The sequence below is a fragment of the Alkalihalobacterium sp. TH-98 genome, assembly GCF_057473385.1.
In genome coordinates, this window is sequence record NZ_JBYCKM010000043.1 from 1 (window position 1) to 14683 (window position 14683).

Here is a 14683-nt window from a genome sequence, read left to right on the forward strand (position 1 = left end):
GGGGGTTTCCCCCTGTGAGAGTAGGACGTCGCTAGGCATAAAGCACAATCCAAATGGGTTGTGCTTTTTTAGATTCACTTTGTTTATCATTATTTAATATTTCTTTTCAAAGAGCTGAGTAGGTACTCCTTTATGTATTAAGAGGACTCAGAAGCCCTTATTTGTGAACAAAATGCCCTTTTGGTCCATTTAGAGGACTCACAGGCCCTTATTGCATGAAAATTTCGTGAATATCACATGCTTCTATGTAAATAAGAGCCTCTCAGTCCTCATAAGTCTTTAAAACGACGATTTTTGTATAATAAGGGCTTTTCAGTCCGTGAAACAATAGAAGAACATTATAATACATGAAACGTCATGGAAAACTTCCCGTAGAAAAGAAAGATTTAGAGGGACGTCACCAGCAAAGAGCACAACCGATGGGTTGTGCTCTTTGTGCTCTAAACCATAATTGCCGGTCCGCCGATATATCTTCAATTTTCGCCGATATAATCAGAGTGATGGCGGATATTATCAGATTTCTAGCTTACTACTTTAAAAAGTCATTAAAGTTTTTCATAGCCGGGCTTACTTTAACAGCGTATTCCATAAATTTTTTGTAGCCTTTTTCGACTTTGTCAATATCTACGACGCCATCTTCGTCTAAAACCATCGCTTCAAGCTGTTTTGAAATAGGTGGTGTTATTTCTTTATTGTTATCATTATCACTTGTGTTTTCTTTCGTCGCTTGTTTTTGTTCTTTCGGTATAGCGGGTAAAGGGTACATAAAGTGATGGGAGAATGGATTTTCTTCCTCAAATTCGTGGTTATCGTAATCAAATGGATTAAAGCCTTGTTGATTTTGAGACCCTTGATGAAAGGGGAACAATTGATTTTGGTTTATAATAGGTCCTGCAGGTTGATTTCCAGAAGAATTTTGAGACTCTTCGAAGAATGGAAAGCGTTTATTCGGAAAAAAAGGAAACATAATAACCTCCTGAATGCTTAAGATTGGACTTCAAATGTATGTCTTAAGATAGGGCTTTCAATTAAAGTTAGTTGCTTTATGGTGGTGTCCTGTAAACTAAGTAATATCCTGTCATCAAGCTTAAGTGAACGTCTATAGCAACTAGGTTACGAAAACAGCTTTAATAGCTTACTATGACCTTTTATATATAATTTATGGTCAGCCATCAACAGCGGACACGGTGAATACCCAAGAAAATAGAGTTTTAAAATTCTTATGGTTGTAATTTCTTTAAATTAGATAGAAGCCATAAACAAAGTCTATCTACAAACATAGTATGTAACGTACCCTAAACGTAAGGGGAAATGTAGAATGACGCAACAACATGTGGCGGTATCTGGGAGTTGGCTAGATGCAATCGGCCAGTTTCTTTCAGCAATCGGTTATACGTTACAATTACAAGAGGAACGAGACGTAAATCTTAGAAAAATTGTCATTGGTGAAGGATTGCAGGCTGTTGGAAATGCATTGCAGGCCGTTGTTGAAGAAGATCCGATAGGTAGGACGGGTGATTGGATCGAAGCAGGCGGTGCGGCAACAAGTTCTTTAGCTGTTGCATTGCAAATTAGTGAGGAGAACATCGAGTATCAGCGTTTGGAGGTGCTAGGGGATTCATTACAATCTTTAGGACCAGCTATTTCTGCTACCGTAGAAGAGAATATAGAGATTGTTGTCGGTCTCTATCTGCAGTCGATTGGAGCTGCAATAGAATCCATTGGGGGCGTAAAAGAAATTCGTGGGTTAGACCGATTAGGTTTACAGTTATCTGCAATTGGTAACTGGATTCAAGCGTTAGGTGCTACTATACAAGCGGTGGTGCTAACAAGGGAATGGATTACTAGTGAAGATGCAGAGCGTTCTAGTCAAAGGAATAACGAATAAGAACGAATGAATTTCCACAGGGATTTTTTTCGTTCTTATTTACGTTTTTTATATTCAAGATGAATTAGGGCTCACAATCTTTTTTGTATATATGGACGGTATATAAAAAGGAACACTTTAATATAAATTACTTGAGCTTCGAAACCATTGGAGGGGATAAAGTGAAGGCAATCATTATTTTATTGGCTTTACTGCCGGTTTTCTGGTTCGTATTAGAACAACAGTCGGTGAAGGCACATCGTATGATTGTCGAAAGTGAGAAGGAAGGACATATTACCGTTCGTTATGACGATGGGACATCAGCTGGTAGTGCTGTAATTTTTGCTTACGGCAAGTCCGGCGATTTAATATTTGAAGGTCAGGTAAATGACGAAGGTACATATTCTTATGACGCAACGATTGAAGTGTATCAAATTATTGCAGATGACGGTATTGGTCATCGCGCATCGTGGGTAAAAGATGGGGAGACAAATGTATTTTTAGCTGTACCTGTTGGACTGAGGGCGTTGCTTGGGGTTTCTATATTATTGTTTATTTGTTCGGTATTTGTCTACCGAAAACATTTGAGACTATAGGGGGAATTAAATTGAAAAAAAAGGTGTTCATCACTTTATTAGCTGTCTTCATGTTATTTACTTTTATTCCTAAAGGTTTGGCCCATGAGCTCTTCATACAAATAAAGGAGGATCAGGAAACAGGTGAACTAAGGGTAGATATTCTTTGGGGTCATATTAGAGACTTTATAGACGCAGGCAATTATGAGAATTATAAATTACAAGTTCGTTATCCAGATGGTACTGTTGACTCGCTACCATTAGAAAAGATAGGAGTGCAAGCAAGAGCTTATTTTCAACCAACTGAAGATGGAGAATATGTGTTTTGGGCAGAACGACAACCCAGTACGTACACTCCTGATGGCGGGGAAACGCAATTAAGTTTACAGATGGCAAAAACGACGTTTATTAAAGGTAACGGCAGTGAAACGTCTGGTCACCCAACAGACTTAGCATTAGAAGTTATCCCAACACATAGTCTTAGTAGCTTTACTACTGGCAATTTTCAAGGGCAAGTGGTATTAGAAGGGGAAGGTGTTGCTGATGCTGCCATTAGCGCCTATGGACCAGAAGGAGAAGTGCTGGAAGGTGTAAGTGATGCAGACGGTCACTTTGAACTTGAGCTTTCTTCACGCGGTGAGTGGTTAATTAAAGCAAATGTTAGGACAGACGACAGTGGAGTATTAGAAGATGAAGAATATACGAAGACGAGTCGAACTTCTACGTTTTTAATGAATACTGAAAATGTTGAGAGTCGAAGCGGCTCAGGAGATGTAAGTATGTGGAGTTTGATCCTTACTGCATTGATCGCCCTATTAGTGGGATCTTCAGCTACATTACTTTTTACGGGAAGAAAAAAGAAAAATTAGTACAACAATACTATAAAGCATTGGTTCTTTAAGCCATCTATACAAAGGTATAGATGGTTTTTAAATATGGGGTGCATGATTTCTAAAGGATTGGTAAATATTATGAAGTAAAGTAATCATTGGAAAAAAATAGAGAGTTGGTGTAATAAATGCCATCCATATTATCTGTTAGTACTGTTAATCCGCCTCATACGTTAACACAAGATGTCACAACTGAGTTTGCTAAAGAGTTGTTCGAAACTGATTTTCAAGATATTGAGCGATTGCTAAAAGCCTTTCAAAATGGGCAAATCGAAAAGCGAAACTTTTCTGTTCCTCTAACATGGTTTAAAGAAGATCACACACTAGAGGAAAAAAATAACTTATATATTGATCGTGCGGTTCAGTATGGGGCTGAGTCCATAACAGCCTGCTTATCAAACCGGGATTTTTTACATACAAATATTAATTATTCAGAAGTTGATGCGATCATATTTATTTCTAGTACAGGAATGGCCACACCTAGTATTGATGCCAGAATTATGAATGTTCTCCCCTTTTCTCCCAATACGAAAAGAATTCCTATATGGGGGTTAGGGTGTGCTGGTGGAGCGGCAGGGTTGAGTAGAGCTTATGAGTACTGTCGTGCGTATCCAGAAGCGAAAGTGCTTGTACTATGTATTGAGTTATGCAGCTTAACGTTTCAAAGAAATGACCGTACGAAAAGTAATTTAATTGGAACGTCTCTTTTCGCAGATGGCGTTGCTTGTGCTTTAGTTTGTGGAGATCAAGTAGAAATCCAACGATACTCACATCAAAAAGTGCCAACTATTAGCGGAACACATTCCTGTTTAATGCCTCAATCTGAAGATGTGATGGGATGGGATATAAAAGATGAAGGGTTATATGTTGTTTTTTCAAGGGATATTCCAAACATCATTCGAAATTGGTTACAACCGGTGATTAAGGAATTTTTGGATCAAAATGAACTGACGTTGAAGGAAATCTCCTATTTTGTTGCTCATCCCGGTGGAAAGAAAGTCCTTGAAGCCTATGAAGATGCTTTAGGAATGGGTTCTGAATTTACGAGATATTCGAGAGAGGTGCTGCAAGCGAATGGAAATATGTCTTCACCCACAGTCTTATACGTTTTAAAAGAAATAATGAAATTAGATCATGATACAGGGGAATGGGGACTTTTAGGTGCTTTAGGTCCAGGCTTCTGTTCAGAACTACTATTACTAAAATGGAGTGATTAGGAGGCCGTCGATGTGTTATTCTTTATTATTCTTTCTATTGTAATCATACAAAGACTAGTTGAGTTACTCATTGCTAAGTCTAATGAAAAGTGGATGCGAAGTAGGGGTGCCTATGAAGTTGGACAAGCCCAATATAAATATATTGTTCTTGTTCACGTGTTCTTTTTTATCAGTTTCATTTCAGAAGTTACTTTTTTACAAAAAACACCAGCTAGTTGGTGGTGGATTCCCTTTGTCTTTTTTATCGTCGCCCAATCAATAAGGGTTTGGAGTCTCTCGTCATTAGGACGCTTTTGGAATACAAAAATCATTATTCTCCCGGGGGCCAATGTGGTCGCTAAGGGTCCCTATCGATTTATGAGACATCCTAACTATGTGATTGTATCGCTAGAGATTTTAATGTTGCCGTTAATCTTTCAAGCGTATGCTACAGCTATTTTGTTTACGATTGCTAATGCCTTAGTGTTATCGGTACGAATTCGGCAGGAGGAAGGTGCTCTTCAGGACGCTACAGATTACGAACAAAAGTTTGAGAAAAGGCTGCGCTTTTTTCCAACGATAGAAAAAGAATAATCAAGGACATAAATAAACTTACCATAGGTTTCAAAAGTCATTATTTAGGAAAAATATTCAAAAGGTAGAATTGTCTATCTTTTGGATATTTTTTTTGTTATACTAACAAAATTTAAAGCGTCTTTTTGAACAGTTCTAACATGATGAAGGAAGTAATGGAAGAGGAGTGTGTAATATGATTAGCTGGTTACTTGATAATTGGCTCATGATGATTATCATTATTTTAGTGATTAATATTGTGTATGTAACCCTATTTACGATCCGTATGATCTTTACATTAAAAGGCCAGAGGTATTTTGCTGCATCGGTCAGTATTATTGAAGTCATCATCTATATAGTGGGGCTTGGCCTTGTGTTAGAGAACCTAAATCGTATCGAAAATTTAATTGCGTATGCAGTCGGGTATGCTATAGGTGTACTTATAGGAATGAAAGTTGAGGAAAAGTTAGCATTAGGATACATTACCGTAAATGTGATAACGAAAGAATACGAACCAGATATTCCAAATGCCCTGCGAGATAAAGGGTACGGGGTTACAAACTGGGTAGCTTATGGGCGAGAAGGCGAGCGGCTAATGATGGAAATTCTTACTTCACGTAAGTCAGAAGAGCATCTGTATAAAACCATTAAGGCCTTAGATCCTAAAGCGTTTATCATTTCTCATGAACCGAAAACCTTTTATGGAGGGTTCTGGGTTAAAGGAATTAGGAGGTAATAATGAGCAAAAAGCGAAAAAAGTTACGTTTTGAAGTAGGAGAAGAAGAATCAATCACGCAATGTCTAGAACGAATGGACAAGGAAGGTTATCGTCCGACACGACGAATGGAAGAGCCGGTTTTCCAAGAAATATCTAAGAACGGAAAAACAGAAGTCGTTCCAGTACGTCAAAAAATTGTTTTTGAAGGTACTCTAAAGGAAGAAGAGTAGTCGCTTTTCAACGATATTTGTAAAAAACTAAGTAAAACACGAACATTATTTTTATAAATAAAAACATCGTTCGATTTTCGGTTGACAAGTAATCTGACATACTGCTAAGATAAATATATAAATTGAATATGAACGTACCTCATATAAATTTGAGAATAAGGCTCAAAAGTTTCTACCTGACGACCGTAAATTGTCAGACTATGAGGGAAAGTAGCTTTTAAGGCCCTAAGTTATCGAGGGGCTTCCAGGTAACTTTTATCTAAGCCTTACTGTGGTTTACTTTCTCTCTAAGTAGAAACCCTAGTATAGGCTTATTTTTATGGAAAAAAAGAGAAAATATAAGGTCATGATGGAGGGACTTAGAGTGAAACCTATGGTCGGAATCATAATGGGTAGTATTTCAGATTGGGAAACGATGAAACATGCTTGTGATGTATTAGATGAGTTAGGGATAGCCTATGAAAAGCAAGTCGTATCAGCACATCGAACTCCGGACTTAATGTTTGAATACGCTGAAACAGCAAAAGAAAAAGGCTTAAAGGTAATTATTGCTGGGGCTGGCGGCGCTGCTCATTTACCTGGTATGGTAGCAGCAAAAACGATCCTGCCTGTCATCGGTGTACCTGTTCAGTCAAAAGCATTAAATGGACTTGACTCTCTCCTATCAATTGTCCAAATGCCAGGTGGAGTTCCAGTCGCAACGGTTGCGATTGGAAAAGCAGGGGCAACAAATGCGGGATTACTCGCAGCCCAGTTCATCGGGGCTTATGACGAAGAAGTAAGTGTGAAGCTTGAAAACCGAAGAGAAGCTACCAAAAAGCAAGTATTAGAAAGCAGTGATCAACTATGAGTAACCAATTGATTGAGCCGGGCAAAACGATTGGGATCCTAGGCGGTGGACAGCTCGGAAGGATGATGGCTCTTTCTGCTAGAGAAATGGGATACCAAATTGCTGTATTAGAACCTCAAAAAAATTCACCATGCGGGCAAATAGCTGATGTAGAAGTCGTTGCGAACTACAATGATTTAAAAGGAGCTCAGGAGCTCGCTGCAAAATGTGATGTGCTTACGTATGAATTCGAAAACATTGATAGTCAAACAGCAAGGTATCTTGATGAAAACTTATACTTACCACAAGGATACAAGCTCCTAGAAACAACACAACACCGTCTAACCGAAAAGAAAGCGATACAAGAATTAGGTTTACCGGTAGCACCGTATGTTTCAGTTAATGAATTAATCGATTTAGAACAGGCCGTACAAGAGCTAGGATTGCCAGCTGTATTAAAAACATGTCGAGGCGGTTATGATGGCAAAGGTCAATTTGTTATAAAAACAGAAAGCCAAGTACAAGAGGCTTATGAAACGTTAAAAGCAAGCGGTGAACTTGTACTAGAGAAATGGATTACTTTTGAAAAAGAATTATCAGTCATTGTATCAAGAAATGTTTCCGGACAAGTTGAAACGTTTCCAGTTGCTGAAAATATACATGTAAATAATATTTTGCACCAAACGATTGTTCCAGCAAGAATTGAGGCAAGAATTCAAGGACAAGCCAAAGAGATGGCTATCCGCTTAGCTAGTGGATTACAAATGGTTGGTACACTTGCTGTAGAAATGTTTTATACGAGTGAAGGTGAACTCTATATTAATGAGTTAGCACCGAGACCTCATAATTCAGGTCATTTTACGATGAATGCTTGTGAGACCTCTCAGTTCGAACAACATATTCGCGCTGTATGTAATTGGCCGCTTGGTAATACAACATTACTAAAGCCAGTCGTGATGGTGAATATTCTTGGTGAACATCTTCCACAAGTACTGCAAAAGATTGATCAGTTCCAAGATATGAAGCTTCATCTATATGGAAAAGCAGAAGCGAAAAAAGGTCGAAAAATGGGTCATATTAACGTTTTAGCTAATTCAACAGAGGAAGCAATTGAAAAAATAAACGCACTTGAAATTTGGTAATTATGCTAGAATGGCATCGTAATATAATTCTTAACAGATGATGGAGGCAATGAAATGATCGAACGTTATACAAGACCTGAAATGGGTTCAATCTGGACAGAACAGAACCGTTATCAAGCATGGTTAGAGGTAGAGATCGTTGCTTGTGAAGCATGGGCAGAGTTAGGCATCATTCCAAAAGAAGATGTTCAAAAAATTAGAGAGAATGCAGGCTTTGATGTTAATCGTATTCTTGAAATAGAAGAAGAAACACGCCACGATGTAGTTGCCTTTACACGTGCCGTTTCAGAAACATTAGGTGAAGAAAGAAAATGGGTTCATTACGGATTAACTTCAACAGACGTAGTGGACACAGCCCTTTCTTACTTATTAAAGCAAGCGAACGAAATCCTTGAAAAAGACTTAACGAACTTTATTGAGATCTTAAGAAATAAAGCGATTGAACATAAAACAACGGTTATGATGGGCCGTACTCACGGTGTACATGCGGAACCAACTACATTTGGATTAAAGTTAGCACTTTGGCATGAAGAAATGAAGCGTAACTTAGAGCGTTTTAAATTAGCGGCAGAAGGTGTCCGCTTCGGTAAAATTTCTGGTGCGGTTGGTACGTATGCCAATATTGATCCAGCTGTAGAACAGTCTGTATGTGAAAAATTAGGTCTTCAAGCGGCACCGATTTCAACTCAAACACTTCAACGTGACCGTCATGCAGAGTATATGGCTACACTAGCTCTAATTGCGACATCAATTGAGAAATTTGCCGTAGAAATCCGTGGGTTACAAAAAAGTGAAACGCGTGAAGTAGAAGAAGCTTTTGCAAAAGGTCAAAAAGGATCTTCTGCGATGCCGCATAAGCGTAACCCAATTGGATCTGAAAACATGACAGGGCTAGCACGATTAATTCGCGGCTTTATGGTGACATCTTATGAAAATGTTCCATTATGGCATGAACGCGACATTTCACACTCTTCAGCAGAGCGCGTGATCTTACCGGATGCAACCATCGCTCTAAACTACATGCTAAATCGCTTTGGAAACATCGTAAAGAACTTAACGGTTTTCCCGGAAAACATGAAGCGTAACATGGAAAGAACATATGGACTTATCTATTCTCAACGCGTCCTTCTTTCGTTAATTGACAAAGGTATGGTTCGTGAAGAAGCTTATGACTTAGTACAACCAAAAGCGATGGAAGCTTGGGAAAAAGGTATTCAGTTCCGTGAGTTAGTAGAACAAGAAGAAAGAATTACCTCACTGCTTTCACCAGAAGAAATTAACGATTGTTTTGACTACAATCATCACTTAAAGCATGTCGATACGATTTTTGATCGTTTAGGATTAGTTTAATATGGATGGGGGAGGTTATTCTCCCCTTATCATTCAACTTTCTTAACTACAATTTGGAGGGCTTCACGTGGAAAAAAGAGGCATGTTATACGAAGGTAAAGCGAAAAGGATATATGAGACAAATGAGCAAGATATTTTGTGGATTGAGTACAAAGATGAAGCCACAGCCTTTAATGGTGAGAAGAAGGACACGATCATTGGTAAAGGTCGCTTAAATAATGAGATTACTTCTATAATCTTTGAGAGATTAAGAGAAAAAGGTATTGAAAATCATTGGGTAAAAAGACTTTCAGAAACAGAACAGCTTGTAAAAAGAGTAACGATTGTTCCACTTGAAGTGGTCGTTCGAAATATTATGGCAGGAAGCCTGGCAAAGCGATTAGGTATGGATGAAGGAACGGTACTGGATACACCGATCGTTGAATTTTACTATAAAGATGACGATTTAGGAGATCCACTCGTTACAGAAGATCACATTCAAGTGTTAAAGATCGCAACACCAGAACAGCTAGAGATCATGCGTGAAAAAGGTTTACAAGTCAATGAAGTTCTTAAAGAAGTGTTTGCAACGATTAATGTACGTTTAGTAGATTTCAAACTAGAATTTGGGATGACCAATGATGGTGAGCTGCTTCTCGCAGATGAAGTTTCACCTGATACATGCCGACTTTGGGATAAAGATACAAACCAAAAATTTGATAAAGACGTTTACCGTCGTAACTTAGGTAATTTGCAAGATGGATATCAAGAAATTTTAAACCGTTTAGGAGGATCATCATGTACAAAGTAAAAGTATTCGTCACATTAAAGGAAAGTGTTTTAGACCCACAAGGAACTGCAGTTAAAGGATCTTTACATGCATTAACATATAACGAAGTAGAAGATGTTCGTATCGGTAAATATATGGAATTATTAATTGAAAAAAGTGAACAAGACATTGATGCAAGAGTAAAAGAAATGTGTGAAAAGCTTTTAGCGAACACAGTAATTGAAGATTACCGTTTTGAAGTAGAGGAGGCTTAATCTCTATGAAATTTGCAGTTATTGTCTTTCCAGGCTCGAACTGTGATGCAGATATGTACCACGCTATCGCAGATGCGCTTGGTGAGGAAGTTGAATACGTATGGCATGCAGAAACAGACTTAGATCAATTTGACGGAATTTTATTACCTGGTGGCTTTTCGTACGGTGACTATTTACGTTCAGGCGCAATTGCACGTTTTGCCAACGTCATGGAGTCTGTCATTAAAGCGGCTGAAGCTGGAAAACCTGTACTTGGTGTTTGTAACGGGTTTCAAGTCCTATTAGAAGCAGGATTATTACCAGGGGCAATGAAGCGTAACGAAAACTTAAAATTCATTTGCCGACCAGTAGATTTAGTTGTTGAGAACAACGAAACAATGTTTACTTCAGAATATGAACAAGGCCAAGTGGTTTCTATTCCTGTCGCTCATGGTGAAGGGAACTACTATTGTGATGAGGAAACACTTGCTAGCTTAAAAGAAAACAAACAAATTGTGTTTAGTTACCGTACAAACGTTAACGGTTCTTTAGAGCAAATCGCTGGAATTATGAATGAACAAGGAAATGTACTTGGGATGATGCCACACCCAGAACGTGCGGTAGAGCCTCTTCTTGGCAGTGAAGACGGATTAAAATTATTTAAATCAATTTTGCGAAACTGGAGGGAAACCCATGTCGCTACATCGTGAACCAACACCTGAAATGATCAAAGAACAAAAAGTATATGCAGAAATGGGATTAACAGACGAAGAATTTGGTATGGTTGAGTCCATTTTAGGACGCTTACCTAACTATACAGAAATCGGCTTATTCTCCGTTATGTGGTCTGAGCATTGTAGTTATAAAAACTCAAAAGTTCTATTGAAAAAATTCCCGGTTACTGGTGAAAAGGTACTTCAAGGACCTGGTGAAGGTGCTGGAATTATTGATATCGGTGATGAGCAGGCAGTTGTTTTCAAAATTGAAAGTCACAATCACCCATCTGCCATTGAGCCATACCAAGGAGCTGCAACAGGTGTAGGTGGAATCCTGCGCGATGTATTCTCAATGGGTGCTCGTCCAATTTCGATCTTAAACTCATTACGTTTTGGTGAACTGACTTCACCAAAAGTAAAATATTTATTTGAAGAAGTGGTTGCAGGAATTGCTGGTTATGGAAACTGTGTCGGTGTTCCAACTGTTGGTGGGGAAGTTCAATTTGACCCTTGTTATGAAGGAAACCCGCTTGTAAACGCGATGTGTGTCGGTTTAATTGATCATAAAGATATTAAAAAAGGACAAGCAAAAGGTGTAGGAAACACAGTCATGTACGTTGGTGCTTCTACAGGCCGTGATGGTATTCACGGGGCAACTTTTGCTTCAGAAGAGCTGAGCGAAGCGTCAGAAGAAAAACGTCCTGCCGTTCAAGTTGGTGACCCATTTATGGAAAAACTATTACTTGAAGCAAGTCTAGAAATCATCCAATCAGACGCATTAGTTGGAATTCAAGACATGGGAGCTGCTGGTCTTACATCATCCTCTGCAGAGATGGCAAGTAAAGCAGGTTCAGGTATTGTAATGAACTTAGATGAAGTTCCACAGCGTGAAAAAAATATGTCAGCTTATGAAATGATGTTATCTGAATCTCAGGAACGTATGCTAATCGTTGTTAAAAAAGGCAGAGAAGCTGAAATTCGTGAGATCGTTGAAAAATGGGGCTTAATGTGCCGCGAAATTGGTTATGTAACAGATGATAAAAAGTTACGTCTTTTACACAAAGGTGAAGTCGTTGCTGATGTACCAGTAGATGCACTTGCTGAAGATGCACCTGTTTACCACAAACCTTCTAAAGAGCCTGCTTACTACAGCGAATTTCAAGCACAAGAAAACGCGGCTCCTGAAGTTACAGATGCAAAAGAAACATTAATTAACTTACTTTCACAACCTACAATTGCAAGTAAAGAGTGGGTTTACGATCAATATGATTACATGGTTCAAACGAATACTGTCGTTTCACCTGGTTCTGATGCTGCGGTTGTTCGTATTCGTGGAACGGAAAAAGCATTAGCGATGACAACAGATTGTAACTCTCGCTATTTATATCTAGATCCAGAAGTCGGCGGTAAAATTGCGATTGCTGAGGCTGCACGTAATATCGTATGTTCGGGTGCTGAGCCGCTAGGAATTACAGATTGCCTAAACTACGGTAACCCGGAACGTCCAGAAATCTTCTGGCAATTAGAAAAGTCTACAGACGGAATGAGCGAAGCTTGTCGCGCATTTGGAGTCCCAGTTATCGGTGGTAACGTTTCTCTATACAACGAAAGAAGTGGAGAGGCTGTTTACCCAACACCTACAATTGGAATGGTCGGATTAATAGAAAAAACAGAATATATTACTACACAAAACTTCAAGGAAGCTGGAGATGTGATTTATCTTCTAGGTGAAACGAAGAAGGAATTCGGCGGAAGTGAACTTCAAAAGTTAGTAGAAGGCCGCATTTCTGGTAAGGCACCTACAATTGACCTTGAAGAAGAAAAGAAACGTCAACAACAATTACTAGAAGCCATCCGCGCTGGACTTGTTCAATCTGCTCATGATATTGCAGAAGGTGGATTAGGAGTAGCGGTGGCTGAAAGTATGATCGACGGAGAAGTTGGAGCTTCTGTGAGTGTTGGTGAAGATGTCGTAACAGAACTTTTTGCTGAGTCTCAATCTCGTTTTATCGTTACAGTGAAAAAAGAACATCAAGCACAGTTTGAACAAATCGTTGATGCTAAAGTAATCGGTGAAGTAACAAACGATAAAGTATTAACAATTGCGTCAAATAACGATGTACTGTTTACTGCAACCCAAGAAGAACTTGCTACTGCTTGGAAAGGAGCTATTCCATGCTTGCTGAAATCAAAGGCTTAAATGAAGAGTGTGGGGTATTTGCTGTCTGGGGACATAAAGATGCGGCTCAAATCACGTACTACGGTTTGCACAGCCTGCAACACCGCGGTCAAGAAGGTGCTGGGATTGTCGTTACAGATGGAGAAAACTTAACGGCTCATAAAGGTTTAGGTCTTGTTAATGAAGTGTTTGCATCTAAAGACTTTGAAACTCTTTATGGTAAAGCAGCCATTGGGCACGTTCGTTATGCAACAGCAGGAGGAGGCGGCATCGCTAATGTTCAGCCGCTTCTCTTCCGCTCTCAGACGAGTAGTCTAGCTATTGCACACAATGGAAATCTAGTAAACGCCAATCAATTAAAGCACCAACTCGAAAGCATGGGAAGTATTTTTCAATCGACTTCAGATACGGAAGTGTTAGCTCATCTGATTAAAAGAAGTACGTATCCTCGTCTAGAAGATAAAATGATGAACTCGTTAACGATGATTAAAGGAGCCTATGCTTTTGTCGTGTTAACGGAAAATAAATTGATGGTTGCTTTAGACCCGAATGGATTAAGACCACTTTCTTTAGGGAAATTGGGTGATGCATATGTTGTAGCATCTGAAACTTGTGCATTTGATGTAGTTGGAGCAAAGTTTGAACGAGAAGTAAAGCCAGGGGAAATTATCGTCATTGACGATGAAGGGTTAAGAACAGAAGTATTTGCACAATCCTCAGGAAGAGCGATTTGTAGTATGGAGTATATTTATTTTGCTCGCCCGGATAGTAATGTCGATGAAATTAATGTTCATAAAGCGCGTAAAAACTTAGGAAAGCAACTTGCCATGCAAGCACCGATTGAAGCAGATGTTGTGACAGGTGTTCCTGACTCGAGTATTTCAGCAGCCATAGGCTATGCGGAGCAAACAGGGATTCCATACGAACTAGGATTAATCAAAAATCGATACGTTGGACGTACATTTATTCAGCCTTCACAAGAATTACGTGAACAGGGTGTAAAGATGAAGCTTTCTGCTGTTCGTGGTGTAGTCGAAGGTAAGCGTGTTGTGATGATTGATGATTCGATTGTACGTGGTACAACTAGTCGTCGAATTGTTAGAATGTTAAGAGAAGCAGGGGCAACTGAAGTTCATGTTCGTATTAGTTCACCACCGATTACAAACCCTTGTTTTTACGGTATAGATACATCTACAAAAGAAGAATTAATAGCTGCTAGTCATAGTATTGAAGAAATGAGAGAAATGATGGGAGCAGACAGCTTAGAGTTTTTAAGCGTGGAAGGAATGCTTGAGGGAATTGGTAGATCCAATGAAGATACCAATTGCGGACAATGCGTAGCATGTTTTACAGGAAGTTATCCAACAGAAATATATCCACATACGATGCACCCACACGATAAGTGCTAGAGTAAGT

At 39.0% G+C, this 14683-nt stretch carries 16 protein-coding genes and 1 riboswitch; of the genes, 15 read left to right on the forward strand and 1 reads right to left on the reverse strand.

Going from position 1 to position 14683, the window contains the following annotated elements; translation table 11 throughout:
• Positions 1-529: 529 nt before the first annotated feature.
• Positions 530-967: a hypothetical protein gene (locus AC2VNP_RS14665; protein WP_486918043.1), complete on the reverse strand. Its 438-nt coding sequence runs from the start codon at positions 965-967 to the stop codon at positions 530-532.
• A 351-nt stretch (positions 968-1318) separates the two neighbouring features.
• Here AC2VNP_RS14665 and AC2VNP_RS14670 point away from each other — a divergent pair, with 351 nt between their 5' ends.
• From AC2VNP_RS14670 to purF, 15 genes are all read left to right on the forward strand, one after another.
• On the forward strand, positions 1319-1888 hold the full coding sequence (locus AC2VNP_RS14670; protein ID WP_486918044.1) for a DUF6944 family repetitive protein: 570 nt from the start codon (positions 1319-1321) through the stop codon (positions 1886-1888).
• 161 nt (positions 1889-2049) lie between these two features.
• On the forward strand, positions 2050-2463 hold the full coding sequence (locus AC2VNP_RS14675; protein WP_486918045.1) for a hypothetical protein: 414 nt from the start codon (positions 2050-2052) through the stop codon (positions 2461-2463).
• 11 nt (positions 2464-2474) lie between these two features.
• The gene (locus AC2VNP_RS14680) at positions 2475-3311 is read left to right on the forward strand and encodes a DUF4198 domain-containing protein (protein ID WP_486918046.1); all 837 of its coding nucleotides are present in this window, start codon (positions 2475-2477) and stop codon (positions 3309-3311) included.
• A 149-nt stretch (positions 3312-3460) separates the two neighbouring features.
• Entirely contained in the window at positions 3461-4549 is a 1089-nt protein-coding gene (locus AC2VNP_RS14685) for a type III polyketide synthase (protein WP_486918047.1), read from the forward strand.
• A 12-nt stretch (positions 4550-4561) separates the two neighbouring features.
• Positions 4562-5122, forward strand: coding sequence for an isoprenylcysteine carboxyl methyltransferase family protein (locus tag AC2VNP_RS14690; protein ID WP_486918048.1), 561 nt, complete (start codon positions 4562-4564; stop codon positions 5120-5122).
• 175 nt (positions 5123-5297) lie between these two features.
• Positions 5298-5837: a DUF2179 domain-containing protein gene (locus AC2VNP_RS14695; RefSeq protein WP_275119793.1), complete on the forward strand. Its 540-nt coding sequence runs from the start codon at positions 5298-5300 to the stop codon at positions 5835-5837.
• A gap of 2 nt (positions 5838-5839) precedes the next feature.
• On the forward strand, positions 5840-6049 hold the full coding sequence (locus AC2VNP_RS14700) for an NETI motif-containing protein (protein ID WP_486918049.1): 210 nt from the start codon (positions 5840-5842) through the stop codon (positions 6047-6049).
• Between the two features lie 119 nt (positions 6050-6168).
• Positions 6169-6270, forward strand: a riboswitch (purine riboswitch).
• A 143-nt stretch (positions 6271-6413) separates the two neighbouring features.
• Positions 6414-6899, forward strand: a complete 486-nt coding sequence (gene purE / locus AC2VNP_RS14705; protein WP_275119795.1) for a 5-(carboxyamino)imidazole ribonucleotide mutase — start codon at positions 6414-6416, stop codon at positions 6897-6899.
• Positions 6896-8020: a 5-(carboxyamino)imidazole ribonucleotide synthase gene (purK, locus tag AC2VNP_RS14710; RefSeq protein WP_486918050.1), complete on the forward strand. Its 1125-nt coding sequence runs from the start codon at positions 6896-6898 to the stop codon at positions 8018-8020. Before purE ends, purK begins: the two co-directional genes overlap by 4 nt.
• A 54-nt stretch (positions 8021-8074) precedes the next feature.
• Positions 8075-9370: an adenylosuccinate lyase gene (gene purB, locus AC2VNP_RS14715; protein ID WP_275119797.1), complete on the forward strand. Its 1296-nt coding sequence runs from the start codon at positions 8075-8077 to the stop codon at positions 9368-9370.
• 82 nt (positions 9371-9452) lie between these two features.
• Positions 9453-10160: a phosphoribosylaminoimidazolesuccinocarboxamide synthase gene (purC, locus tag AC2VNP_RS14720; protein ID WP_486918114.1), complete on the forward strand. Its 708-nt coding sequence runs from the start codon at positions 9453-9455 to the stop codon at positions 10158-10160.
• On the forward strand, positions 10148-10393 hold the full coding sequence (gene purS, locus AC2VNP_RS14725) for a phosphoribosylformylglycinamidine synthase subunit PurS (protein ID WP_216830196.1): 246 nt from the start codon (positions 10148-10150) through the stop codon (positions 10391-10393). Before purC ends, purS begins: the two co-directional genes overlap by 13 nt.
• 5 nt (positions 10394-10398) lie before the next feature.
• Positions 10399-11082, forward strand: coding sequence for a phosphoribosylformylglycinamidine synthase subunit PurQ (purQ, locus tag AC2VNP_RS14730; protein WP_486918051.1), 684 nt, complete (start codon positions 10399-10401; stop codon positions 11080-11082).
• Positions 11066-13288 (forward strand): phosphoribosylformylglycinamidine synthase subunit PurL, encoded by a 2223-nt coding sequence (gene purL / locus AC2VNP_RS14735; RefSeq protein ID WP_486918052.1) that lies wholly within the window; start codon positions 11066-11068, stop codon positions 13286-13288. Before purQ ends, purL begins: the two co-directional genes overlap by 17 nt.
• Positions 13264-14676 carry an amidophosphoribosyltransferase gene (purF, locus tag AC2VNP_RS14740; RefSeq protein ID WP_486918053.1) on the forward strand — a complete coding sequence of 471 codons (1413 nt, stop codon included), beginning with the start codon at positions 13264-13266 and terminating at the stop codon, positions 14674-14676. Before purL ends, purF begins: the two co-directional genes overlap by 25 nt.
• Positions 14677-14683: the final 7 nt, after the last annotated feature.

Bases quoted from the DNA above. Each gene is read 5' to 3' on its own strand.
- AC2VNP_RS14670 (WP_486918044.1), top strand. From the start codon at position 1,319: ATGACGCAACAACATGTGGCGGTATCTGGGAGTTGGCTAGATGCAATC.
- purF (WP_486918053.1), top strand. From the start codon at position 13,264: ATGCTTGCTGAAATCAAAGGCTTAAATGAAGAGTGTGGGGTATTTGCT.
- AC2VNP_RS14700 (WP_486918049.1), top strand. From the start codon at position 5,840: ATGAGCAAAAAGCGAAAAAAGTTACGTTTTGAAGTAGGAGAAGAAGAA.
- AC2VNP_RS14665 (WP_486918043.1), bottom strand. From the start codon at position 967: ATGTTTCCTTTTTTTCCGAATAAACGCTTTCCATTCTTCGAAGAGTCT.
- AC2VNP_RS14695 (WP_275119793.1), top strand. From the start codon at position 5,298: ATGATTAGCTGGTTACTTGATAATTGGCTCATGATGATTATCATTATT.
- purB (WP_275119797.1), top strand. From the start codon at position 8,075: ATGATCGAACGTTATACAAGACCTGAAATGGGTTCAATCTGGACAGAA.
- purS (WP_216830196.1), top strand. From the start codon at position 10,148: ATGTACAAAGTAAAAGTATTCGTCACATTAAAGGAAAGTGTTTTAGAC.
- purK (WP_486918050.1), top strand. From the start codon at position 6,896: ATGAGTAACCAATTGATTGAGCCGGGCAAAACGATTGGGATCCTAGGC.
- purC (WP_486918114.1), top strand. From the start codon at position 9,453: ATGTTATACGAAGGTAAAGCGAAAAGGATATATGAGACAAATGAGCAA.
- purQ (WP_486918051.1), top strand. From the start codon at position 10,399: ATGAAATTTGCAGTTATTGTCTTTCCAGGCTCGAACTGTGATGCAGAT.
- AC2VNP_RS14685 (WP_486918047.1), top strand. From the start codon at position 3,461: ATGCCATCCATATTATCTGTTAGTACTGTTAATCCGCCTCATACGTTA.
- purL (WP_486918052.1), top strand. From the start codon at position 11,066: ATGTCGCTACATCGTGAACCAACACCTGAAATGATCAAAGAACAAAAA.